A 23408-nucleotide genomic window follows, 5' to 3' on the forward strand; every position below is an offset into this window, starting at 1 on the left:
GGGCTCCGGGTTCAGGCGACGATGTTGGCGCCGCCGTCGACGTAGATCGTGCCGCCGGTGACGCGCCGCGCATGCTTCGTGGCGAGGTAGGTGCAGGTGAAGCCGACATCCATGATGTCCGCGAGCTGGCCGAGCGGCGCATGCTGCGCCGCCTCGACGAGGAGCAGGTCGAAATCCTTCAGCCCGGAGGCCGCGCGCGTCTTCAGCGGCCCCGGCGAGATGGCGTGCACGCGGATGCCCTGGTGGCCGAGCTCGTGTGCCAGGTAGCGGCAGGAGGCCTCCAGCGCGGCCTTCACCGGGCCCATCACGTTGTAGTTGGGCACCACCCGCGTGGCGCCGTAGTAGCTCATGGCGAACATCGTGCCGCCTTCGGCCATCAGCGGGGCCGCTAGCTTCGCCATGCGCACGAAGGAGTGGCAGGAGATGTCCATCGCCCTGGCGAAGCCCTCGGCGGAGCAGTTCAGCAGCCCGCCCTGGAGGTCCTCCTTCGGCGCGAAGGCGATGGAGTGGACCAGGATGTCGAGCCGGCCCCAGCGCTCGCGCACCGTGTCGAAGACGGCCTCCAGCTGGCCGGGCACGGAGACGTCGAGCGGCGCGAGGATCTCCGCCCCCAGATCGGTCGCGAGCGGCTCGACGAAGCGCTTCGCCTTCTCGTTCAGGTAGGTGAGGGCGAGGCCGGCGCCGGCCTCGCGGAAGGCCCTGGCGCAGCCATAGGCGATCGAATGCTCGTTCGCGACGCCGACCACGAGCGCCCTTTGGCCGGCCAGCACCGGATGGCCTGTCGGTTCCATGTCCTGCTCCTTCAGGCCGGGCGCTTCCGCGGCGCGCCGATCGGCCTCGCGGCCCCGGGGAGGCTGTCGTGGAGCGCCTGGAGGGACAGCGTGGGCACCGATTCGTTCATGGCATCTTCCTCAGCAGTGGCGCCGCGTCCCGGCGAAGGCTTCGTCCCCGACTGGAGCCCGGGGGCGGAAAAGCCCTGGCGCCCAGCCTATCACCGGTCTCACCGCCCCGCGCGGGCGGGGTGGTGAGAGTTCCATGACGCCTGTCGTGAACGGCGCGACCTTGCGCGGGACGAGGGGCTGCGCTCCTGATGGAGATCAGGACTCGGCGCCGTCCGGCTGCGCGGGTGGAAGGAGAGGCGTGATGCGTCTGGCGATCCTGGGGGCGGGCGCCATCGGCCCGGCCTGCGCGGCCCTGGCGGCGAGCCGCGGCCATGAGGCGGTGATCTGGTCCCCCTCCGGTGCCGGGACGCGCGGCCTCGAGGGCCGGCTCCACGCCGAGGGCCTGCTGGAGGGCGATTTTCCCGTCGCCGTCGCCGCCACGCTGGACGAGGCCTTCGCCGGAGCCGACGTCGCGCTGCTGACGGTGCCGGCCTATGCGTTGCCCGGCCTGCTGCCGCGCATCGCCGCCGCGATCCCCCGGACCCTGCCGCTGCTGATCTCGCCCGCCGCCTCGCTGGCGCCGCTCGCCTTCGCGCGGCTGCGCGGCCCGGGCGCGCCGGTCGGTGCCATGGCGACCACGCCGGTCACGGGACGCCGGCTCGCTCCGGACCGTGTGCGCATCGCCGCCATCCGGGCCGAGGCGGAGATGGGCGCGGTCCCCGGCGCCGCCGCGCCCGGACTGGCCGCGCTGGCCGAGGCGCTCTTCGGCAACCGCTGGCCGACCGTGCCGGACGCGCTCGCGGCTGCCTTCATCAACACCAACCCGATCGCGCATGCTGCCCTCGCCCTGGGCAATGTGACGCGGATCGAGACCCGCGAGTCCTGGGGGCAGTACGGCCTCATGACCGAGGCCGTCTGCCGCGTGATGGACGCGCTGGGCGCCGAGCGCGACGCGCTGGCCGCGCGCTTCGGCCATCGCCCGCCGAGCATGGCCGAGGCCTTCCACCGCACCAACGGCGTGCCGCGCGGCAGGCTGCACGAGATGGCGCTCGCGATCGAGCGGGGCCGCGGCTTCGTCGCCGGGCCGACCGACATGGCCACGCGCTACGTCACCGAGGATGTGCCCTACGGCCTGGCCTTCTACCTCGCCGTGGCGGCGGCGGTGGGCCAGCCCATGCCGGTGACCTCGGCGACCGTGACGATGCTGGAGACCTTGTGGGGGCAGGGGCTGCGCGAAAATCCGTTGCTCGCCGGCCTCGACCTCGCGGACCTCCCGGCGGCCCTCGCGCGCGGCTGATACACACTGGATCAGACGAGTTCGCATCCGCTCACTCATCATGATCCAGTCCTTTGTATTGTCGCGGGATTCGGACCTCCGGCGCCTTCGCGCCTCCGGTCATCCCGCTTTAGGTCCGTTTCGGCACGAATATTGCATCGCACAATTCTTCCAACCGGGAGACTTGAGCCATGCATCGACGCAGCCTGCTTGTCGCCGCCGCCTCTCTCACCACCGCCCCGCTGGTAACACCCCGCATCGCACAGGGACAGGCGCGGACGACCCTGAACTTCGTCCCCTATGCCGACGTCGCCTCGCCCGATCCGATCTGGAGCAGCACCTATGCGACGCGCACCTCCGCGCTCGCCGTCTTCGACACGCTGTATGGCGTGGACGAGAACCTCGTCGCGCGGCCGCAGATGGTCGAGGGCCATGTCGTCGCCGAGGACGGCCGGCTCTGGACCCTGAAGCTGCGCGACGGCCTGGTCTTCCACGACGGCGAGCGCGTGCTGGCGCGCGACTGCGTCGCCTCGATCAACCGCTGGGGCAAGCGCGACGCCTTTGGCCAGCAGCTCCTCGCCGCGACCGACGAGCTGAGCGCGCCCGACGACCGCACCATCGTCTTCCGCCTCAAGCGGCCCTTCCCCGCGCTGCCGGATGCGCTGGCACGCCCGAGCTCGCTGGTCTGCGCCATGATGCCGGCCCGCATCGCCGCGACCGACCCCTATCGCCAGATGCCCGAATGCATCGGCAGCGGCCCGTTCAGGTATGTCGCGAACGAGCGCATCCCCGGCGCGCGCGTGGTCTACGAAAAGCACGCCGGCTACCAGCCGCGTCCGGACGGCACGCCGAGCTTCACCGCCGGCCCGCGCATCCCCTATCTCGACCGCGTCGTCTTCAACGTGATGCCCGATCCCGCCTCCGCCGCCTCTGCGCTGCAGGCCGGCGAGGTGGACTGGATCGAGCAGCCGCTGATCGACCTCCTGCCGCTGCTCCGCCGCTCGCGCGACATCACCGTCGAGGTGAAGGACCGCTTCGGCTATCTCGGGCAGTTCCGCTTCAACCACCTCAATCCGCCCTTCGACAACGTGGCGATCCGCCGCGTGGTGCTGGCGGCCATCAGCCAGGTGGACTGCATGCGTGCGGTGGTGGGCAACGAGGAATCCATCGCCAACAGCCGGGTCGGCATGTACTCGCCGGGCTCACCGATGGAGACAGATTCCGGCATGCGCTCCGGCCTGCCGGACTTCGACGCGCTGAAGCGGGATCTCGCGGCGGCCGGCTACAAGGGCGAGCGCGTGGTGATGCTCGCCGCCGCCGAGGTGCCGCGCATCACCGCCGTCTGCGAGGTGACGCGCGACGTGCTGGTGCGGCTCGGCTTCAACGTGGACTACGTGCAGGCCGACTGGGGCACGATCGGCGCGCGCACCACCAGCAAGGAGCCGGTCGAGCGCGGCGGGTTCAGCTGCTACTGCACCTATGTCGGCGGCATCGACGCGATGACGCCGGCCATGCATTCCTACCTCCGCGGCAACGGCGTGAACGGCGGCCCGGCCGGCTGGCCGACCAGCGCACGCATCGAGGAGCTGCGCGCGCAGTTCTTCACCGCGCCCGATGCCGACGCGCAGAAGGCAGTCGCGCGCGAGATGCAGTTGCAGGCCTTCCAGGACACGCTCTTCGTTCCGCTCGGCCAGTTCATCCAGCCGATCGCCTACCGGAAATCGCTGACGGGGATGGTGCGGGGCGTGCCGCTCTTCACCAACATCCGGAAGGCGTAGCTGGAGCGGGATGACCGGCGGCCTGAATCCCGCGCCGAGACAAGAGGGCTACCGCACCAGGCCCTGGATCAGCCCCGGCGCCGGCAGATCGGCGCTGGAGCTGCGGATGATCGAGAGCTGCCCACGGGACTCCAGCACGGCGAAGCGGACCTCGCCTGGGTCCTGGATGCCCTGCTGGCGCAGCAGGCTGTGCAGGTCCTCCTGCGTGAGGCCGCAGCGGCGCAGCTCGCCATCCAGGATCTCGCCCCGGGCCACCAGCAGATGCGGCGCCCGGTCCATGACGCGCGCCATCGCCGGCACATGCCGCAGCCTGGTGACGACGCCGTGCGTCAGCAGCACAGCGGCCAGCGTGGCGAAGCCCGCGAGGTAGCTGGCATCATGTGCGTTGGGCACGCGCCCGACGATGGCCCCCACCGCGACGGCCGCCACGAAGTCGAAGGGCGAGAGCTGGGACAGGGTCCGGCGCTCGCCGAGGCGGAATCCGAACACCGCCGTCAGATAGAGCAGGACGGCCTTCAGGGCGATCCAGCCCAGCGTGTCCGCCTCGCCGAAGAGATGTTCCAAGCCCAGCCTCCGCCTCGATCCTCGAAGGAGGCAGGTTGCTCCCGCCCGGCGCGCCGAAGCTAGTGCCCGAAATACGCCCGGTACTTCGTGTCCTGCTCGCCGAGGAAGGACCCGAAGGCCGGCGCGTCCAGGAAGCGCAGCCCGAAGCCCTGCTGGGCCATGAAGTGCTGGAAGACCTCGTCCTGCAGCGCCGCCTGCACGGCGCTCTCCAGCCGCGCCAGGACCGACGCCGGCGTGCCCTTCGACGTCGCGAGGCCGCGCCAGGTGCTGACGTCGAGGTCCAGGCCCTGCTCTCCGGCCGTCGGCACGTTGGGATAGGTCCGCATCCGCTCCGGCGCGGCGACGGCGATCATCCGCGCCTGTCCGCCGCCCACCGGCGCCCGCACCTCCACGGCGCTGAAGGTCACCGCGTCGATATGGCCGCCGACCAGGTCCTGCAGCGCGGGTCCCGCGCTGGCATAGGGCACGTGGATCAGCTCGATCCCCGCCTTCTTCTCCAGCTCGAGCGAGAGCATGTGCCAGGAGCCGCCCTGGCCGCTGTTGCCCACGCGGATGCTGCGGGGGTTGCGCCGCGCGTCCTCCAGGAACTCCGGCAGCGTCCGCCAGGGTTTTCCCGCGCCCACCGTGACCGAGCCCGGGTCGGTGTTCAGCAGCGCGAGCGGCTGCAGCTCGCGCCAGGTGATCGGCACCGTGCCCAGCAGCGGCCCGGTGATGAGCTGCGGCGTGATGAAGCCGATGGTGTAGCCGTCCGGCGCCGCGTCGCGGATCGCGACATGGCCGACCGTGCCGTTGCCGCCGGCCCGGTTCATCACCGGCACCGGCACGCCGAGGTTCTTCGAAAGCGCCAGCCCCAGCGCCCGGCCGACGGCATCCGTGCCACCGCCCGGCGCCCAGGGGACGATGAGCGTGACCGCCCGTGCCGGCCAGTCCGCCGCAAGGGGATGACCGGACAGCGCGGCGGCGCCGGCGACGCCGGCCCCCGCGCGCAACCACCAGCGCCTGCTTTGCATGGCCATCTGCTTCCTCCCTGGGCGGATGTCTCTCCGCTTCCGTAACCGTATCGTGCTCAGCCTTTCAGCAGGAAGGGCTTCGCCTGCGTGTCGTAGTCGCCGTAGCCGAGCGTCGTGCGCAGCTCCGCCGGCGACAGCGCCGTCGCGGATTCCGCCCCGCCTGCCAGCAGCGCCGCGAGCCCGGCCTTCACGCCGGCGATCGAGGGCGAGAGCATGCCCGTCGGATAAGTGCCGATCTTGATGCCGAGCGCGATCGCCTCCTCGCGATTCGGGATGCGCCGCCCCGGTCCGGGCGAGAGCACCGCGAAGGACGGCCGCCCCTGCGCGGCCGCGACGGCGCGCTTGAATTCCTCGTCGTCGGCGGGGCTGTCGAGGAAGAGGATGTCGGCGCCCTCATCGAAGAACATGCGGATCCGCGCCTCGGCCTCGTCGATGCCCTGGGTCGGGCGGCAATCCGTGCGCGCCATGACCAGGATGCCGGAGTCCTTCGCGGCCTCCACGGCGGCGCGGAGCTTCATGCGGGCTTCCTCGCGCGGCAGGCAGGGCTTGCCCGCGGACGTCAGCTCGCGCGGGGTGATCTTGTCCTCGATGAGGATCGCCGCGGCGCCGGCGCGGCCATAGGCGCGCACCGTGCGCTGCACGTTCATGGCATTGCCGTAGCCGTGGTCGCCATCGGCCAGCACCAGCAGGTCCGGCGCGGCGCCGTGCACCATGTTGAAGCTGTCGAACATCTCGCCGAAGGAGATGAGGTCGAGGTCGGGCCCGCCGAGCCGGCTGGCGGCCACGCAGGAGCCGGACAGGAAGGCCGTCGCGAAGCCGGCGCCGGCGGTGAGCTTGGCGGTCAGCCCGTCCCAGACGGCGGGCATGGTGACGAAATCGGGCTTGGCCAGCAGGGCGCGCAGACGTTCGGGGGCGGTCATGGAGTTCCTCGGGGATGTTCCTTATGAGGAACGCTATCGCCGATCGGCGCGGCCACCAAGGTGCCGGCACGAATTCGTCGCCGGCATCCGCCGTGCGGATGCGGATGGGCCGCCCGCGAGTCGCGGGAGCTTCATCGAAGTGATGCGCCACTGCCACCGGCGCGCCCTACCAACGGGAGCTTCGGGAGGTGATCCGCGATGTCCCCAGCCGGCGAGCGCCTCGCCCTTCTGATCATCCTGGACGGGCTGCGGCGCGACGCGGTCTCGTCGGCCCGCACGCCGAACCTCTGGCGGCTGACGCGCCGCGGCACGCGCTTCGGCACCTACCGCTCCATGTTCCCCTCGGCGACGCGCGTGGTCTCCGCCTCGACGGCGACGGGCTGCCTGCCGGCGCGGCACGGGCTGCTGGGGAATTCCTTCGCGCTGCTGGACGGGCAGGGGCGGCTGCACGCGCACGACGCCGGCGCGCCGGGCTTTCTCGACGCGCGCCGGGCCCTGCGCGGCCGCGCCCTCGACATGCCGACGCTGGCGGAGCGCCTCGCGCTGGAGGGCGGCGCCTTCCTCTGCAGCAACGTCTCGCCCGGCGCTGCGCTGGCCCATGATCCGGAGCGCGCCGGCTGGCTTCTGCATCGTGCCGTCGCGCATGCGCCGCATCGCGAGATCGCGCCGCCCGAGGCCATCACGCTCAGCATCGCCGGCGACGCGCTGCTCACCGCGCGCTTCATCGCCGAGGCCGTGCTGCCGACCGGCCGGCGCCCCGCCTTCGGCCTGCTCTGGCTCGGCGAGCCCGACGCCGCGCAGCACGCGCACCCGCCCGGCTCGCCCGAGGCCTGGGCGGCCATCGCCGCCGCCGATGCGCGCCTCGGCGAGGTGCTGGAGGCGGTGGAGCGCCGCCGCCGCACGGGCGACGAGGTGCTGGTCCTGGCCGGCTCCGACCATGGCCACGAGACGGTGGAAGGCGTGATCGACGTCGACGCCGAGCTGGAGGCCGCGGGCCTGCGTCCCGGCGCCGAGCATGGGCTGGTCGCGCTGTCCAACGGCACGGCTGTCATGGTGCACATGGCGCCCCACCGCGACGCCGCGCCGGTCCTTGCCTTCCTCCGCTCGTGCCCCTGGGCAGGCCGCCTGTTGGAGGGCGAATCCCTGCGCGCCTTCGGCCAGCGCCAGGGCGCGGAGGGGCTGGTCTGTGTCGTCGCGATGCGGCGCCGCGATGCGCCCAACGCCTTCGGGCTGCCCGGCCTCGCGCTGGTGGCGAAGCCGGCCGGCGGCAAGCCGGACCGCCTCGGCTGCGGCCAGCATGGCGGCCTCGGCGCGGCCGAGCAGGCGCCGGTGATGATCGCCGAAGGCCCGGGCTTCGCCGCCGATGCGCTGGATCCCGCGCCCGCCTCGCCGATCGACCTGGCGCCGAGCATCCTGGCCTTCCTGGGCCGGGGGCAGGGCGGGCCGGCGATGGACGGCGCCGCGCTGCAGGGGCGGCCGGCGCTGCGGGCCGCGGCCTAGGTCCGGAAGCCAACCTCGCTCATGTCGATCGAGATCATCAGCATGTCGAGGATGGGCCGCCGGTCCGGTCCGCGCGTGTAGGCGCGGCGCTTCGTCGGCAGGCGCATGCCCTGGACCTCCACGTAGTCCGACGTCAGCTGCGCCGCGGGGAAGCCGCCGGCGATGTTCACGTGGTAGTCGTGGCGGCGCATCATCAGGTCCTCGCCGAAGAAGAAGTCCTGCGCCTGGCTGTGCGTCTCGATCGTTCCGGGGAAATGCGCGCGCAGCACGCGCATGTCTCCGGCCCCTCCTGCCAGGGGGCCGTCTCCTCGACCCGGACGCCCTCCAGGGCGAGCAGGAAGGGCGTCGTCGGATAGGTCCAGAGCGCCTCGCCGTTGAAATAGGCGCGATGCAGCCCGTCCCATGGCGTGCTCATCTGGTGGCCGGCGAAAGAATCGCGCGGGTCGAAGCGCTCGGCGACCACGGTTCCGTCCAGCTTCTCGATGGCGATCCGGTCGGGCGTGCACCTCATCGAGGATGCGGGACAGCAGCTCGTTCATGATCATCTCCACCCGGACGGCCGAGCTTATCCGGGGGATCCCGCGTGCCTCCTAGAACGGTTGGTCCGTTCCGGCTCAGCCCAGCGTCGGGTCCAGCCGGTCGCGCAGCCAGTCGCCGAGCGCCGAGACGCAGAAGGTCGTCACCACGATCACCGTTGCGGGCGAGAGCAGGATCCAGGGCGCGCGCGTCAGGTACTCGCGGCCGTAGCCGACCATGGAGCCCAGCGAGGTCGCCGGCGGCTGGACGCCGAGGCCGAGGAAGGAGAGCCCGCTCTCCAGCAGAATGATCTCGGGGAAGGCCAGGGTCATCGAGACGATCAGCGTCGAGGCGATGTTGGGCAGGATGTGGCGCCCGTAGATGCGCCAGGGCGTGGCGCCAAGCTGGCGGACGGCGGCGGCGTAGCCCTGGGCATTGGCGCCAATGGCCAGCCCGCGGGCGATGCGCGCGTAGCGCTCCCAGGCATGCAGGCCCAGCAGCGCCACGAAGAGGCCGAGCGAGTTGCCGAAGAATGCCAGCACCGAGAGCGCGAGGATCAGGAAGGGCAGGCTCGCGGAGAAGTCCACCAGCGCCATCACCGCCTGCTCCGCGATCCCGCGGAAATGCGCCGCCAGCAGCCCGAGCGAGGTGCCGATGGCCGCGCCGATCAGCGTGGCGCCGAAGGCGATGAGCAGGCTCGTGCGGATGGAGTAGATCAGCCGCGAGAACACGTCCCGCCCGAGCTCGTCGGTGCCCAGGGGATGGAGCCAGATCCCGCCCAGGCCGATCGGCGGCGAGAGCCGGTTGCGCAGGTCCAGCGAGGTATAGGCATAGGGCGCGATCACATCGGCCAGCAGCGCGGTGGCCAGCATCAGCGCGAGCCAGCCCAGCGCGAAGATCGCGAGCAGCGGCAGCCCGGACTTCGCGCGCTTCGGCGCCTCGACGACGGGTGGCGGGAGGAGGGGGGCTTCGGGCATCAGTGCGCTCCGCCCGGATTGGCGCGCAGCCGCGGGTCGAGGGCGCCGTAGAGCAGATCCACCACCAGGTTCGAGACCACCATCGTCGCCGCCACCAGCAGCAGGATGCATTGCACGACGGCGAGGTCGCGGTTCGCCACAGCCACCACCAGCAGGCGTCCCACGCCGGGCCAGGAGAAGACGCTCTCCACCACGACGGCGCCGGCGATCAGGCTGCCCACCATGAAGCCCACGATGGTCACGGTCGGGATGGCGGCATTGGGCAGCGCGTGTCCCCAGACCACGGCGCGCCAGGGCACGCCCTTGGCGGAGGCGGTACGGATGTAGGACTGGCCCAGCACCTCGAGCATCGCCGAGCGCGTGAAGCGGGCGAGCACCGCCGCGCCGCCGACGCCGAGCGTGATCACCGGCAGGATGGCGTGGCGCCAGCTCTCCTGCCCGCCCGAGGGCAGCCATCCCAGCTGCACGGCGAAGACCAGCACCAGCAGCAGCCCCAGCACGAAGGAGGGCACGGTGAAGCCCGCCACGGCCAGCGCCATCACCAGCCGGTCGATGACGGAGTTCCGGTGCAGCGCGGCGACGATGCCGGCGGGGATGCCGATAGCCAGCTTGATGAGCAGCGCCGGAATGGTCAGCGCCAGCGTCGCCGGGATGCGCTCGGCGACGAGGGCGATGGCGTCGCGCCCGTCGCGCATGGAGCGGCCGAGATCGCCGTTCAGGATGGCGCCGAAGTAGCGAAAATATTGCTGCCAGAGCGGGTCGTCGAGGCCCCAGGCGGCGCGGAAGGCGGCGACGGCCTCGGGCGGCGCGTCGGCGCCCATGATGATCTGCGCGGGATCGCCCGAAAGCCGCAGCACGATGAAGGCGAAGGTCACGACCATGGCGATGGTCAGCGCGGCCCGGAACAGGCGCGAGGCGAGGAAGCGCAGCATCTCAGGCGGCCTTCGCGACGGGGTTGTGCGCCAGGTGGCAGGCGACCATCCGGCCGTCCTGCGGGCGCCGCAGCAGCGCCGGCGCCTCGACGCGGCAGCGGGCGATCGCCTCGGAGCAGCGCGGATGGAAGGCGCAGCCGGTCGGGCGGTCGGCGGGGTTGGGCGGGTCGCCGGTCAGCAGGATGCGCTTGCCGCGCCGCGTGGGATGCGGGATGGCCGAGACCAGCGCGCGCGCATAGGGATGCGCCGGGTCGTGCAGCACCGCGTCCGGCTCGCCCTCCTCGACGATGCGGCCGAGATACATCACCGCCACGCGATGGCTCACCTGCCGCACGGCGCGCAGGTCGTGGCTGATGAAGAGCATCGCCATGCCGCGCCGCGCCTGCAGCTCCATGAGCAGGTTCATCACCTGCGCCTGGATCGAGACGTCGAGCGCCGAGATCGGCTCGTCGCAGACCAGCAGGTCCGGCGAGGTCGCGAGCGCGCGGGCCAGCACGGCGCGCTGGCGCTGGCCGCCGGAGAGCTCGTGCGGGTAGCGTGCGCCATGGTCCTCGCGCAGGCCGACCTCGGTGAGGAGCGAGGCCACCCGCGCGGCATCCGCAGGCTGGCCATGGATGGCGAGGGGCTCGGCCACCTGGGTGCCGATGGTCAGGCGGCGATCCAGCGCGCCGAGCGGGTCCTGGAAGACCATCTGCATCCGCGCGCGCTGGGCGCGCCAGGCGGAGGTGCCCGGTGCCGGCATGGACGCGCCTTCGAAGCTCACGCTGCCGGAATCCGGCGTCTCCAGCCCGAGCACGAGGCGCCCGGTGGTGGATTTCCCGCAGCCGCTCTCGCCGACGAGGCCGAGCGTGCGGCCCTCCTCCAGCGTGAGGCTCACCCCATCCAGCGCGCGCACCTCGGTCGCCTTGCCGAAGGGGCCGCGGCGCATCCAGTAGCGGCGCACGAGGTCGCGCGCCTCCAGCAGCGCGCTCATGCCGGCTCCAGAACGGGCTGGGCGAGGAGGCAGGCGGCGCGGTGCTCCGGCTCCATGGCGCGCAGGCCTGGGATCTCGCCGGCGCAGACAGGCCGCGCCTGCGGGCAGCGCGGCGCGAAGGCGCAGCCGGACGGCATGGCCCAGGGCTCCGGCACGCCGCCGGGGATGGCAGTGAGGGGCCGGCGCTCGCCCTCCAGCGGCGGCAGGGCGCCGAGCAGCCCCTGCGCGTAGGGGTGCAACGGCGCGGCGAAGAGGCGATCCACCGGCGCCTCCTCGACGATGCGGCCGGCATACATCACGGCCACGCGCTCGCAGGTCTCGGCGACGACGCCGAGGTCGTGGGTGATGAGCACCAGCGCCATGTTCCGCTCGCGCCGCAGCGATTGCAGCAGGTCCAGGATCTGCGCCTGGATGGTGACGTCGAGCGCGGTGGTCGGCTCGTCCGCCACCAGCAGCTCGGGCTGGCCGGCGAGGGCCATGGCGATCATCACGCGCTGGTTCTGCCCGCCGGAAAGCTCGTGCGGATAGGCGTCGAGCCGCCGCGCCGCATCGGGCATGCCGACGAGGTCCAGCAGGCGCTTCGCCTCCGCCCGCGCCGCGGCGCCGGAGAGATCCTGGTGCAGCCCCAGCGCCTCGACGATCTGCTTGCCGATGCGGTGCACCGGATTGAGGCTGCTGGCGGGATCCTGGAAGATCATCGCGACGGTCCCGCCGCGCAGGTGGTCCAGCCGGGCCGGCCTCGCGCCGAGCATCTCCTCGCCGCGGAGCGTCACGCTGCCGGTGATACCAGCCGTCCTCGGCAGCAGGCCGAGCGCCGCCAGCCAGGTGACGGACTTGCCGCAGCCGCTCTCGCCGACCAGCCCGAGCGCCTCGCCCGGATGCACGTCGAGGCTGATGCCGCGCAGCGCCGGCGACCCGCCGAAGGCCACGGCGAGATCGCGGATGGAGAGCAGCGCCTCAGCCACCCCAGTTCCCCGGCCGGAAATCCATCAGGAAGGATTGCGCGGCCTTCCACTTGATGTCCCGCCGCTTGCCGGTGAAGTTCGCCGCCTGGTGCAGGATCGCATAAGCGGGATCGTCATGCTCCAGCACGGTGAGCAGCTTGCGCATCGCCTCGCGACGGCGGGGCTCGTCCATCTCGGCCTCCAGCGCGTCGGCGGCGGCGAAGGCCTCCTCGTTTCGCCACTCGCCGCCCGCCTGGTAGGAGCCATGCCGGCCCCAGGTGTTCGGCATGTTCGAGACGGGATCGGCGATGAAGACGGTGCTCGACCAGTCGCGCAGCCCGCGGTCGCCGGGGGCGGTGATCTGCCCCCAGTTCTCGCGCATCTGGATCTGCACGTTCAGCCCCGCTGCGCGCCACATCTCCACCAGCACCTGCGCCGTCGGCGTCTGGGCGGTGTAGTAGTTGTTGAGGAGACGGTAGGGGATCGGCTCGCCGCGATAGCCCGCCTCGCGCAGCAGGCGGCGGGCCTCGGCGAGGTCGAAGCGCGGCTTCGGCCAGTCGGCGAGGTACATGCTGCCGTAGAAGGGGAACTGCATGCCGCGCGGCACCTCGGTGCGGCCGGACCAGAGGCCCTGCACGATCGCGTCGCGGTCGATGGAGAGCGAGACGGCGCGCCGCACGCGCGGATCGGCGAGCTGGGCGTGGTTCTTGTCGAAGGTGATGAAGCGGTGGTTGGCGATGAGGCCGCCCAGCACCTCGAAGCCGCGGTTGCGCTCGATCTCGGGAATCTGGTCGGGCGGGATGTCGCAGGCGAAGTGGTACTCGCCGGAGAGCAGGCCCGCGATGCGCGCCGAGACCTCCGGTACCTCCACGAAGCGGATGCGGCGCAGCGGCGGGCGGCCGCCCCAGTATTCGTCGAAGGCCTCCAGGATGAGCATGTTGTCCGGCCGGAACTCGGCGATGCGATACGGCCCGGTGCCGATCGGCTTGCGCGACCAGGCGAGCCAGTTCGGCGCCTCCTCGATCGCGCGCTTGTTGACGACGATGCCGATGCGGTGGCCGAGCCGCTTGTCCAGCACCGGATCGGGCCGCTCGGTGATGAAGCGGATCGAGTGGCGGCCGGTGATCTCGGTGGTGAGGCCGGGATAGACGGCGCGGCCGTAGTTGCGGACCTCGTTGGGCACGCGCGCGGCGGCGCCGGAGGGGCCGCCCATCAGCCGCTCCGGCCCGAAGGAGGCGGCGACGTCCTCGGCGGTCATCTCGTCGCCGTTGTGGAAGCGCACGCCGGGGCGCAGCGCGACGTCGACGCTGTGCGCGTCCCGCCGCTCCCAGCTCAGCGCGAGGCCGGGGCGGGGCTGGAGCGTGTCGATCCAGTCCGTGTCGACCAGCACCTCCGTGTAGCAGGAGAAGTGCCGCGTCCCGACATTGCTGTTCTCGCGCGCGATGTCGAGCGTGTTGCTGTTCGCGACCTTCTGGACCGCGACCGTGATGCTGGGCCGGTTGTCCGTCTGCGCCCGGCCAATGGCGGGCGCGGCAAGGGACGCGGCGATGAGGGACCGACGGTACATCCGCTCAGCTCCCGAAGTTGCCGGGGCGGAAGTCCATCGCGAAGGCGGGGCTCGCCTTCCATCGCGTCTCGCGGCGCTTGGCCGTGAAGGTCGCGTTCTGGTGCAGCACCGTGTAGGCGGGGTCCTCGCGCTCGCAGATCTCGAGCATGCGGCGGAAGGCCACCTTGCGGCGCGCGCGGTCCGTGCTGCTCTCCAGCTCGACGGAGAGGCGGTTCATCTCCTCGTTCGTCCACTCGCCGACCTGCTGCTGCTGGCCGTTCGGCCCATGCTGGTTCACCAGCGAGGAGACGGGATCGTTGAAGGCGGCGCTGTTCGACCAGTCGCGGACGGCGCGGGTGGGGCCGCGCTCCAGGATCTGCGACCAGTTCTCCTTCATCTCGATCTGCACGTTCAGGCCGGCGGCGCGCCACATCTCCGTCAGCACCTGCGCCGTCGCGGTCTGGTTCGTGTAGTAGTTGTTGAGCAGGCGGTAGGGGATGGGCTCGCCGCGGTAGTTGGCCTCGCGCAGCAGGCGGCGGGCTTCGGCCAGATCGAAGCGTGGCACCGTCCAGTCCTGGATCAGCATGTCGCCGTAGAAGGGCCATTGCAGCCCCTTCGGTACCTCGGTGCGGCCGGCCCAGAGCGCGTCCACGATGGCCTGCCGGTCGATCGCGTGGGTGAAGGCGCGGCGGATGCGCGGGTCGCGCAGGGTGGCGTGGTTCTTGTCGAACACCGTGAGGCGGTGGTTCAGGATGGTGCCGCCCTGCACCTCGAAGCCGCGGTTGCGCTCGATGCCGGTGATCTGGTCGGGCGGGATGTCGCAGGCGAAGGTGTAGTCGCCGCTGAGCAGGCCGTTGATGCGGCTCGCCACCTCCGGCACCTCGACGAAACGGATCTGGCGGATCGGCGGGCGGCCGCCCCAGTACTCGTCATGCGCGGCGAGCGTCAGCACCGCATCGGCGCGATAGTCGACGACCTTGTAGGGGCCTGTCGTGATGGGCTTGCGCGCCCAGTCGAGCCAGGTGGCGGCCTCGTCATAGCCGCGGCGGCTGACGATGTCGGCGCCGTAGCGGGAGAGGCGGCCTTCCAGCGTCACGTCGGGCGTGGCGTTGTGGAAGCGGACGGTGAGGCGGTCCACGGCCTCGACGCGCTCCAGCGCGGGGAAGGCGCGGCGGGCGATGGCGGGGACCTCGGCCGGCAGCTCCTTGCCGGGGCGCGGCGTCGGGATGTTCTCGCCATAGGCGATGGTGCGGCCCTGGGCGGTCGCCAGCGTGTCGCCGAACATGCGCACGCGGCCGAAGGAGAAGACCACGTCCTCAGCGGTCATCTCGTCGCCGTTGTGGAAGCGCACGCCGGGGCGCAGCGAAAGCTCCAGCACGGAATCCGAGACGCGGCGCCACTCGGTGGCGAGGCCCGGGCGCGCGGAGAGATCGCCCAGCCAGTCGCGCCCGATCAGCCCTTCCCAGAGCGAGGAGTAGAAGACGCGCTCGCCCACGTTGGACTGCTCGCGCAGCGGCTCCAGCGTGTTGGTGTTGCTGATCTTCTGGACCGCGATGGTGATGGAGGGGCGGTTGTCGGACTGCCCCAGCGCGGGGGCTGCGAGCAGCGTGGGCAAGGCGAGCAGGGGACGGCGGGAGATCATGCGAAGACCCTCCTGGGGAGAAGTGCGGGTTCGGTGCCGGGCAGAGGCGGGAGGCCCAGCAGGTGAAGGATGGCGGGCGCGAGGTCGCGCAGGCTGGTGCGCGGGATCACGCCCTGCGGCATGCCGCCGCCGGCGAGGAAGGCGACCGCGTCATCACCCGGCGAGCCCGGCGCATTGCCGTGCGTCGCCACGACGATGGGCGCGCCGCTGGGCGTGGTGACATCGGCGCGGCGCTCGAAGGCCTGGCCCTCGGGAGCGACGAAGGTGGTGACGCGGCCCTGCATCGCGACCGGCAGATGCGTGCCGTCGATCGGGCGGATGCTGTGGGCGGCCAGCGCATCGTGATCCACGCCCGTCGGCTCCAGCACGTGCAGCGCGCCGCCCTCGGAGGCCCAGACCCGGCCGGGCAGGATGGCGCCGGGATAGAGCGCGGTGCCGATCGGCGAATGGCCGTGGTCGCTGGAGACCACGATCAGCGTGTCGTGCAGCCGCCCGGCCTGCTCCAGCCGATGCACCAGCCGCCCGACCAGCATGTCGGCCATGGCGATCGAGAGGTCCGCCGCGGCGCTGTCCAGCCCGTGGTAGTGCAGCGCGGCGTCGGGCGTCGCGATCTCGGTCAGCACCAGCCGCGGCGGCGCTGCGCCGCAGAGCAGGTCGGCGGCCGCGTCCACCTGCGCCATGTCGCAGGCGAAGCCGACCATCTGCGGCTGCACCATGCCGTGCATCGTGGCGCGTGGGCCAAAAGTATATGGCATGCGGCGCAGCGCCGCTTCCAGCCGCCCGGCCGGATCGTGGCGCAGCCGCAGCGGCATGGGCGAGGGACCCTTGGTGTTGGCCCGCTCCTGCTCGTCGAGGTGCTGCCACCAGGCGTCGGAGGCCATGTCGGTGTCGTCGGGGTCGACCAGCGCGAAGCCGATGCTCGCGACTTCGCCGCCGGCCGCGCGCACCGCGGCGGCGAGCGTCGGCACCGCGATGTCGCCCGGCTGCGCGGTGCGGAAGCGCGTGCCGTCGAAGATCGAGTTGCCCCAGACGCCGTTCTCCGCCGGCGGCCGGCCCGTCAGCATCTCGCCGCGGCCGGGGTAGGAGAGCGAGGGCTGGGCCGGTGTCACGCGTTCCAGATGCGCGCCGCGCGCGGCGAGGGCGGAGAGGTGCGGCAGCCGCGACGCCTGCTCGGCAAAGACGTCGGCCGGCAGCCCGTCGATGAGCAGGAGGATGGCGCGCTCGGCCATCAGCGCGCGCCCGTGCGGAGGAAGGCAGGCCGGAAATCCATCCATTCGACCGGCAGCGGCGTCCAGTCCACGTCGCGGCGCTTGCCGTAGAAGAGGCCGAACTGGTGCAGCACCGTGCCCGGCGGATCCGTGTTGTCGTAGATCTCCAGCATGCGCGCCCAGGCCGCGCGGCGGGCGGCAGTGTCGACCGAGCCCTCCAGGATCGCGCCATCACGGTTGAAGTCGGCGTTGGTCCATTCGCGGTAGCTGCCCTGGACCGGGCCGTTGCGGCCGTTCAGGCGCCAGAGGCTGCCGACGGGATCCGGCAGCGTCATGGTGTTGGACCAGTTGCGGATGGAGGTGCCTGGCTGTCCCGTGATCTGGGCGAAGTTCTCCTTCACCTCGATCACGACGTTCAGCCCGACGGCGCGCCACATCTCGACCAGCACCTGCGCGGTGGCGATCTCATTCGTGTAGTAGTTGTTGAGCACGCGGTAGGTGATGGGCTGGCCGCGATAGCCGGCTTCGGCCAGCAGGCGGCGCGCCGCGGCGGGGTCGAAGCGCGGCATCGGCCAGTCGGCGAGGTAGAGCTCGCGATAGGCGGGGAACTGGTGGCTGCGCGTCACCGGCAGGCGATTCTCCCACAGCGCTGACACGATGGTCTCGCGGTCGATGGCGAGGCTCAGCGCGCGGCGGATACGAGGGTCGCGCAGCACGGGATCGTTGGTGTTGTAGGAGAGCACGCGGTGGTTCGCGACGCCGCCGCCCACGATCTCCAGCCTGTTGTCGGCCGCCACGACGGGGAACTGGTCGGGCGGGATGTCGGTGGCGATCTGCACCTCGCTGCTGCGCAGCGCGGCCACGCGCGCCGCGACCTCGGGCACCGCCCAGAAGCGCAGGCGCTGGGCCGGCGGGCGGCCGCCCCAATAGGCGTCGTGCGCCTCCAGGATCAGCTCGTTGCCGGTGCGGTAGGCCCGGACACGGTAGGGGCCGGTGCCGATGGAATGCTGGTTCCAGGCGGCGAAGCTGGGGGCCGCGCGATAGGCGCGCGCGCTGATGATGCTGCCGGGCAGCGTGCCAAGGCGCTGCTCGATCAGCGGGTCGTCCGAGGCGGTGGTGATGCGGACCGTGCGCGCGTCCACCGCCTCGACCGAGGCGAAGGTGCTGAAGAAGGTGCGGCCGACGCCATAGCCGGGCGCGCCCTCGTTGCGCATGTGCTCGGGGCCGAAGGTGAAGGCGACGTCCTCGGCGGTGAGGGGGCTGCCGTCGTGGAAGGTGACGCCCTGACGCAGGGTCAGCTCCAGCGTGCGGCCGTCGATGCGGCGCCAGCTCTCGGCGAGCGCAGGAAGCGGCCGGAAGTCGCCGGCGAAGTCCATGGTGAGCAGGCCGTCGAACATGTTGGCGTAGCCGCGCCAGTCGACATTGCCGAACTGCGTCATCGGATCGAGCGAGCGCGGCACGTCCTGCACCGCGACGGTGATGGCGGGACGCGTGTCCTGTGCCAACGCCGGCGCCACGAAGCCCAGGGCCGTGGTGGCGGCGAGGAGAAGGCGTCGCATCATGGGATGTCCTCGGCTCATTCGGCAGCGTCGCGCAGAGGCGCGGCTGATGGCGCCGGATGGCGCTCCTCCAGCCCCTGCGGCGTGGCGCGGAAATGGGTCAGCGTGCGTTCGGCATGCGACAGCCGCCAGGACAGCGCCTTCTGGGCGTAGTCCTTCACGATCGATGCGTAGGCCGGGTCTTCCGCGAGGTTGCGGAACTGGTGCGGGTCCGCGGCGAGGTCGAAGAAGAGCGGCGGCAGGGCGGCGAAGTGGACGTATTTGTACCGCTCGTCCTGCACGACGCAGAGGCTGCTCTCGTCCATCGAGAGGCCCAGCGAGCTCTCCGGCTTCGAGTAGAAGATGTCCCGGAAGTCGTATTCGTAATGCAGCAGGTCGCGCCAGTCGGCGGGCGCCGGGCCTTCCAGCAGCGGCCGCAGCGAGCGGCCGTCGCAGGCGCGCGGAATCTCGCCGCCGAGATGCTCGAGGATGGTCGGCATCACGTCGATGCTTTCGGTGAAGGCGCTCTCGATGGCGCCCGCACGCCGCGGCTTGCCGCGCTCCTTCACCACCAGCGGGATCCGGAAGCTCTCGTCGAAATAGCCGATCTTGCCCAGGAGAAAATGGTCGCCCAGCTGCTCGCCATGATCTGACGTGAAGATGATCGTGGTGTCGTCCCACTGGCCCGTCTGGTCGAGGTATTCGAAGACGCGGCCGAGATTGTCGTCGATCTCCGTCATCATGCCGGCATAGGTCGCGCGCATCTGGCGGATGGCGGCCTCGTCCAGCTCCGTCGCGGCGCCGCCGGCGCCGTGGAAGAAGCTGCCCTGGCTGATGCCGTGCAGGTAGAAGTCGAGCAGCGGGTGCTGCGCCGCCTCGTGCCGCCAGTCCTCGGCGCGGATGGGCGCCGGCATGTCCTCGGCGCGGTACATGGCGTGGTAGGGCGCGGGCGCGATGAAGGGCGGGTGCGGCCGGTAGTAGCCGAGATGCAGGAACCATGGCTTCGGGCCGACACCCTTCAGGTAGGTCAGCGCGCGCTCGGTGAAGTAGGCGGTGTCGGAGAGCTCGGCCGGGATGCGGCTGGGGCGGGTGGTGACGCCGGGCTCGCTGTCCTCGCCCTCCGGCAGCCAGATGTTTTCGCGCTTTTCCGGCAGCTCGTAGCCGTTATGCGCGAGCCAGCCGAAATAGCCGTCCATGGTCGGCTCGAAGGCGCCGACGCTACGGAAGCCGTCCATGAGGTCGCCGAGGTAGGTGAAGCGCGGGTCGCGGGGCCCGGTGCTGCGCGGATCGGGCGTGGAGGTCGTGTACCCGATCAATGCAGGGTCGTAGCCGATGCTGCGGAGCTGCTTGGCGAGGTTGGTATGCCGTGCATCCAGCGGCACCGTGTTCTGCACGGCGCGATGGTTCATCAGGTAGAGGCCCGTCAGCAGGCTGGCGCGCGCCGGGCCGCAGGGGACGGTTGTCGTGACGTGGTTCCGGAATGTGACGCCCTCGCGGCAGAGCCGGTCGATGTTCGGCGTCCGCAGGAAATCCGCGCCGAGATTCGAGAGAAAATCCGCCCGCCACTGATCCACGACGATCAGCAGCACATTGCGCCGTCCAGTCATCACGCCTCGCTCAATCTGCGGGCGTGGGCCTAGCCCCCGGCGGCGATGAACCGATGACAGATCGGTTTCAGAACCGTGAAACCGGGCCCTTATCCACCGCTCATCGCGGTCAGGATGAGCACCTCGGAATCCGCTGATATCGGCGTCTCTAGACAAGCTTTCTGGCTGTCTACGAACACATTGAGATGTCGTCGTATCCGGGGCGTGGAGTCGGCCACCCGGTCGCGCAGGCCGGGCCAGCTGATGTCCATGATATCGAGCAGTCCCGCGACATCGGCAGCCTCGATCTCGAGCTGCCGCGGCGCGCCGGGGAAGAGCCGGGCCAGCGCGTCGGCGAGGATCACGGTGGCCATGCGCTCAGCCCGGGACGCGCAGCGTCTCGACCGAGAGGATCGGCGGGAGATGCTGCGCGAGGCAGTGCCAGCTCTCGCCCTCGTCCGCGCTGCCGTAGAGCTCGCCGGTGCTGGTGCCGAAGTAGATGCCGGCCTGGTCGAGCCCATCCACCGCCATCGCCTGGCGCAGCACGCCGGCATAGCAGTCCTTCTGGGGCAGTCCCTCACGCAGCGCCTGCCAGTGGCGCCCGCCGTCGCGGGTGCGCCAGACGGCGGCCTTCGCGTCGGGCATGAAGCGGCCGAGGGAGTCGCCGTTGAGCGGCAGCAGGTACAGCGTGTCCGGATCGCGCGGATGCGCCGCGGCGGGGAAGCCGAAGCTGGAGGGCAGCCCTTCCTCGATGCTCTGCCAGCTCTGCCCGCCATCGTCGCTGCGGTACATGCCGCAATGGTTCTGCTGATAGAGCCGGCCCGAGCCACCGGCCGCCATGGTCAGGCAGTGCACGCATTGCCCCAGTTCGGGATAGCGCTGGTCCTCGGGGGCGTAGTCGCAGCGGATGCCGCGGTTGCGTGGCGTCCAGCTCGTCCCGCCATCCGCCGTGTGGAAGACGCCGACCGAGGAGATGGCGACCCACATCTGCGCGGCATCCTCCGGATGCGGCAGGATGCCGTGCAGGATCAGTCCCGCGCCGCCCGGCTGCCATTGCGGCCGCGAGGGATGGTCGCGCAGGCCCTGGACGTGCTCCCAGCTCTCGCCGCCGTCGGTGCTGCGGAAGAGGCCGGCCGGCTGGACGCCCGCATAGAGAGCGCCATCGGCGACGGCCAGCGACCAGGCGGTCTTCACGGGCTCCTCGCCCTCGGGATAAGCGAGGCCCTGGCTGGAATGCGTCCAGGTCCTGCCGAGATCGGTGGATTTCCAAACGGCCGGCCCGAACCACTCATTGCCGCCGGCGCCCCAGATGGTGCCGGTCACGGGGTCGGCGACGACATGGTTCAGCGGCCAGGTCTCGCAGAAGGGGCCGCGGAGCGCCCAGTCGCGTCGGAGCTCGTCGCCCTCCAGCAGGAAGGCGCCCTTCTTCGTGCCGAGCAGCAGCAGGAGCCGGGACATGGCCTCAGCCGACCCGCCGGTAATGCGCCTGCATGATCTGGTGCCACTGCCCGTCCGGCCCCTTCATGCGCGAGGTCAGCGTGCGGTGGTCATCGCTGACCAGCTCGACGATGTCCTTGTAGGAGCCGGTCTGGCCTGGATTGGCGAAGTCCGGCCCCTCGCAGTCCAGCGTGAGCACCTCGCCGGACAGGCTGCCCTCGTAGATCCAGAGATTGCCCATCGCCGAACTGATGAAACTGCCCACGAAGCGGGCCTTCGCCGGGTCGTAGCCCAGCGTGATGATGTTCTGCGCCTCGCCGCCGCCTAGCATCTCGCCGCGGCTCTCGCCGAGGATCCAGAGCCCGCCCAGCGCGCGCACCGTCTCGGTGCCGGTGGTCTTCTCGGGCGGTTTGCCGGGGCCCATCTCGCAGCTGCCTTCCATGGTCCAGGTGCCGAGCATGCGCTGCAGCCAGCGGTGTTCCGCCTGGGGATCGGGCATCATCATGGTTCGTTTCCTCCCTGTGGATGTTCAGGCCGCGTCGGCCTCGGTGAAGGCCCCGGCAAGGCGCTCGAAGCTTTCCGTCCAGCCGCGGCGGTGGTTGGTGGCGGACTGCGCATCCACGAAGCGGTCGTGGATGAGCGTGACCTCGGTCCCCTCCGGCACGGGCCGGAAGGTCACCATCACGCGGGACTCGCGCTCGGGCGTGGAGACCCAGGCCCAGGTGAAGACCAACAGCCGCGCCGGCTCGAACTCCGTGTAGCGGCCGGAGACCTGGTGGCGCTCGCCATTGTCCTCGATGAGCCGGACGGTGAAGCCGCCGCCGTGCCGGGCGTCGATCTCGGCGGAATCCACCTTCGTGCGATGCGGGCCGAACCAGCGCGCCAGCGCCTCCGGCTGCGTCCAGGCCTCGAAGACGCGTGCGGGCGACGCCTTGATGCGACGGACGATCGTGACGCTGGGCATGGCAGTGGTCATGGGTTCTTTTCCACGAGAGGGTTCTCCTCCACGAAGGCGGCGAGGCGCTCGAGGCTTTCGGTCCAGAAGCGCGCGTAGCGGGCGAGCCAGGACATGGCGTCCTCCATGGGCGCGGCGGTCAGCCGGCATTCGACGGTCCGCCCGGTCTTTCGGCGCGCGATGAGGCCCGCGCCCTCCAGCACGTCGAGATGCTTCATCACTGCCGGCAGCGACATGTCGAAGGGCCGCGCCAGTTCCGAGACGGAGAGGCCGTCCTCCGCGTCCAGCCGCGCGAGCAGGGCGCGGCGGGTCGGGTCGGTGAGCGCGCCGAAGACGCGGTCGAGCTGCGCGGGCTGATGGTTAACCATTTGGTTTAGATTACGCGGTGGTTAATCCATGCGTCAAGAGGTTATTCGGCGAGGCGCTCGATCATCGCCATGGCGGCGGCGGGGTTGTGCGCCTTGTGGCCGCTGATGACGTAGAGGAAGACGTCGCGCGGCTTGCCGTCGGGCTTGTGCTTGCCGAAGGTCTCCAGCCCCTTGGGCGCCTTGCCCTCGGCCCATTCCTTTGCCCGCTCGACCCATTTCGTGAGCGTCGCGGTGGGGTAGCCGAGCTTCTCCTCCTCCTTGGTGCCCATGATGCGGGCATAGACGAAATCAGCGGTGACGTCGGCGATCTGCGGAAAGTCGGAATCGCCGGCCGTGACGATGGCGACGCCGTGTTCGCGCATGACGGCGACGAAGTCGGGCGACTGGAAGCTCGGATGCCGAACCTCGACGGCATGGCGGATCGCGTGGCCCTCGTACCTGTGCGGCAGCAGTTTCAGAAAACCCTCGAAATCCTTGGGATCGAACTGCTTGGTCGGCGCCATCTGCCAGTTGATGGGGCCGAGCTTGTCCTTCAGCTCCAGCAATCCGCTGCCGAGGAAGCGCTCGATGGATTCGCCGGCCTCGGCAAGGACGCGGCGGTTGGTGGTGTAGCGCGTGCCCTTCAGCGAGAAGACGAAGCCCTCGGGGACCTCGTCATGCCACTTCCTGAAGCTGGCGGGCTTCTGGCTGCCGTAATAGGTGCCGTTGATCTCGATGGAAGTGAGCTTGCCGGCCGCGTATTCCAGTTCGCGCTTCTGCGTCAGGCCCTCGGGATAAAAAGCGCCGCGCCAGGGCTCGTAGGTCCAGCCGCCGACGCCGATATGGATCTTCCCCTTGGCCATGCATCCCTCCCTGGG

General features: G+C 71.0%; 23 protein-coding genes. 3 read left to right on the forward strand and 20 right to left on the reverse strand.

Features of this window, described 5'->3' with window-relative positions; all coding sequences use genetic code 11:
* Positions 1 to 11: 11 nt before the first annotated feature.
* A complete protein-coding gene (gene fabI, locus AC1ROY_RS31475; protein ID WP_493152901.1) occupies positions 12 to 791 on the reverse strand; it encodes an enoyl-ACP reductase FabI in 780 nt (259 codons plus the stop codon).
* A gap of 352 nt (positions 792 to 1143) precedes the next feature.
* On the opposite strand from fabI, the gene AC1ROY_RS31480 reads away from it, so the two are divergent.
* Both AC1ROY_RS31480 and AC1ROY_RS31485 read left to right on the forward strand, forming a co-directional pair.
* Entirely contained in the window at positions 1144 to 2178 is a 1035-nt protein-coding gene (locus AC1ROY_RS31480) for an NAD/NADP octopine/nopaline dehydrogenase family protein (protein ID WP_493152902.1), read from the forward strand.
* A gap of 170 nt (positions 2179 to 2348) precedes the next feature.
* Positions 2349 to 3935: an ABC transporter substrate-binding protein gene (locus tag AC1ROY_RS31485; protein WP_493152903.1), complete on the forward strand. Its 1587-nt coding sequence runs from the start codon at positions 2349 to 2351 to the stop codon at positions 3933 to 3935.
* Between the two features lie 48 nt (positions 3936 to 3983).
* On the opposite strand, the gene AC1ROY_RS31490 is transcribed toward AC1ROY_RS31485, so the two are convergent.
* Genes AC1ROY_RS31490 through AC1ROY_RS31500 form a run of 3 tightly spaced genes read right to left on the reverse strand, consistent with a single transcriptional unit; the run spans position 3984 to position 6429 of the window.
* The gene (locus tag AC1ROY_RS31490) at positions 3984 to 4499 is read right to left on the reverse strand and encodes a DUF421 domain-containing protein (RefSeq protein ID WP_493152904.1); all 516 of its coding nucleotides are present in this window, start codon (positions 4497 to 4499) and stop codon (positions 3984 to 3986) included.
* Between the two features lie 59 nt (positions 4500 to 4558).
* The gene (locus AC1ROY_RS31495) at positions 4559 to 5509 is read right to left on the reverse strand and encodes a tripartite tricarboxylate transporter substrate binding protein (RefSeq protein WP_493152905.1); all 951 of its coding nucleotides are present in this window, start codon (positions 5507 to 5509) and stop codon (positions 4559 to 4561) included.
* 56 nt (positions 5510 to 5565) lie between these two features.
* Complete coding sequence (locus AC1ROY_RS31500; protein WP_493152906.1) at positions 5566 to 6429, reverse strand: isocitrate lyase/PEP mutase family protein; 864 nt, start codon at positions 6427 to 6429, stop codon at positions 5566 to 5568.
* Positions 6430 to 6627: 198 nt separating this feature from the next.
* On the opposite strand from AC1ROY_RS31500, the gene AC1ROY_RS31505 reads away from it, so the two are divergent.
* Positions 6628 to 7929 carry an alkaline phosphatase family protein gene (locus tag AC1ROY_RS31505; protein ID WP_493152907.1) on the forward strand — a complete coding sequence of 434 codons (1302 nt, stop codon included), beginning with the start codon at positions 6628 to 6630 and terminating at the stop codon, positions 7927 to 7929.
* Here the strand turns inward: AC1ROY_RS31505 and AC1ROY_RS31510 are convergent.
* The 16 genes from AC1ROY_RS31510 to AC1ROY_RS31585 all read right to left on the reverse strand — a co-directional run bounded on the left by AC1ROY_RS31510 (position 7926) and on the right by AC1ROY_RS31585 (position 23393).
* Complete coding sequence (locus AC1ROY_RS31510; RefSeq protein ID WP_493152908.1) at positions 7926 to 8204, reverse strand: hypothetical protein; 279 nt, start codon at positions 8202 to 8204, stop codon at positions 7926 to 7928. The genes AC1ROY_RS31505 and AC1ROY_RS31510 overlap by 4 nt on opposite strands.
* A gap of 339 nt (positions 8205 to 8543) precedes the next feature.
* Positions 8544 to 9422, reverse strand: a complete 879-nt coding sequence (locus AC1ROY_RS31515) for an ABC transporter permease (RefSeq protein ID WP_493152909.1) — start codon at positions 9420 to 9422, stop codon at positions 8544 to 8546.
* Positions 9422 to 10354, reverse strand: a complete 933-nt coding sequence (locus AC1ROY_RS31520; protein WP_493152910.1) for an ABC transporter permease — start codon at positions 10352 to 10354, stop codon at positions 9422 to 9424. Before AC1ROY_RS31520 ends, AC1ROY_RS31515 begins: the two co-directional genes overlap by 1 nt.
* A 1-nt stretch (position 10355) precedes the next feature.
* Positions 10356 to 11327: an ABC transporter ATP-binding protein gene (locus AC1ROY_RS31525; RefSeq protein ID WP_493152911.1), complete on the reverse strand. Its 972-nt coding sequence runs from the start codon at positions 11325 to 11327 to the stop codon at positions 10356 to 10358.
* Positions 11324 to 12292, reverse strand: a complete 969-nt coding sequence (locus AC1ROY_RS31530) for an ABC transporter ATP-binding protein (RefSeq protein ID WP_493152912.1) — start codon at positions 12290 to 12292, stop codon at positions 11324 to 11326. The genes AC1ROY_RS31525 and AC1ROY_RS31530 overlap by 4 nt, the downstream gene beginning before the upstream one ends.
* Positions 12285 to 13838: an ABC transporter substrate-binding protein gene (locus AC1ROY_RS31535; protein WP_493152913.1), complete on the reverse strand. Its 1554-nt coding sequence runs from the start codon at positions 13836 to 13838 to the stop codon at positions 12285 to 12287. Before AC1ROY_RS31535 ends, AC1ROY_RS31530 begins: the two co-directional genes overlap by 8 nt.
* A 4-nt stretch (positions 13839 to 13842) precedes the next feature.
* Entirely contained in the window at positions 13843 to 15459 is a 1617-nt protein-coding gene (locus AC1ROY_RS31540) for an ABC transporter substrate-binding protein (protein WP_493152914.1), read from the reverse strand.
* On the reverse strand, positions 15456 to 16688 hold the full coding sequence (locus AC1ROY_RS31545; protein WP_493152915.1) for an alkaline phosphatase family protein: 1233 nt from the start codon (positions 16686 to 16688) through the stop codon (positions 15456 to 15458). The genes AC1ROY_RS31540 and AC1ROY_RS31545 overlap by 4 nt, the downstream gene beginning before the upstream one ends.
* Entirely contained in the window at positions 16688 to 18229 is a 1542-nt protein-coding gene (locus AC1ROY_RS31550) for an ABC transporter substrate-binding protein (protein ID WP_493152916.1), read from the reverse strand. The genes AC1ROY_RS31545 and AC1ROY_RS31550 overlap by 1 nt, the downstream gene beginning before the upstream one ends.
* A gap of 14 nt (positions 18230 to 18243) precedes the next feature.
* Positions 18244 to 19812, reverse strand: a complete 1569-nt coding sequence (gene pehA, locus AC1ROY_RS31555) for a phosphoric/sulfuric ester hydrolase PehA (protein ID WP_493152917.1) — start codon at positions 19810 to 19812, stop codon at positions 18244 to 18246.
* A gap of 89 nt (positions 19813 to 19901) precedes the next feature.
* Positions 19902 to 20165, reverse strand: a complete 264-nt coding sequence (locus AC1ROY_RS31560) for a MoaD/ThiS family protein (RefSeq protein ID WP_493152918.1) — start codon at positions 20163 to 20165, stop codon at positions 19902 to 19904.
* Positions 20166 to 20169: 4 nt separating this feature from the next.
* Entirely contained in the window at positions 20170 to 21249 is a 1080-nt protein-coding gene (locus AC1ROY_RS31565) for a WD40/YVTN/BNR-like repeat-containing protein (protein ID WP_493152919.1), read from the reverse strand.
* A 4-nt stretch (positions 21250 to 21253) separates the two neighbouring features.
* A complete protein-coding gene (locus AC1ROY_RS31570; RefSeq protein WP_493152920.1) occupies positions 21254 to 21733 on the reverse strand; it encodes a DUF1579 domain-containing protein in 480 nt (159 codons plus the stop codon).
* 24 nt (positions 21734 to 21757) lie between these two features.
* Positions 21758 to 22204, reverse strand: coding sequence for an SRPBCC family protein (locus AC1ROY_RS31575; RefSeq protein ID WP_493152921.1), 447 nt, complete (start codon positions 22202 to 22204; stop codon positions 21758 to 21760).
* Positions 22201 to 22551, reverse strand: coding sequence for an ArsR/SmtB family transcription factor (locus AC1ROY_RS31580; protein WP_493152922.1), 351 nt, complete (start codon positions 22549 to 22551; stop codon positions 22201 to 22203). Before AC1ROY_RS31580 ends, AC1ROY_RS31575 begins: the two co-directional genes overlap by 4 nt.
* 41 nt (positions 22552 to 22592) lie before the next feature.
* Positions 22593 to 23393 (reverse strand): DUF72 domain-containing protein, encoded by an 801-nt coding sequence (locus AC1ROY_RS31585; protein ID WP_493152923.1) that lies wholly within the window; start codon positions 23391 to 23393, stop codon positions 22593 to 22595.
* Positions 23394 to 23408 lie beyond the last annotated feature (15 nt).

The sequence above is a fragment of the Roseococcus sp. GW821-FHT12F05 genome (genome assembly GCF_058806835.1).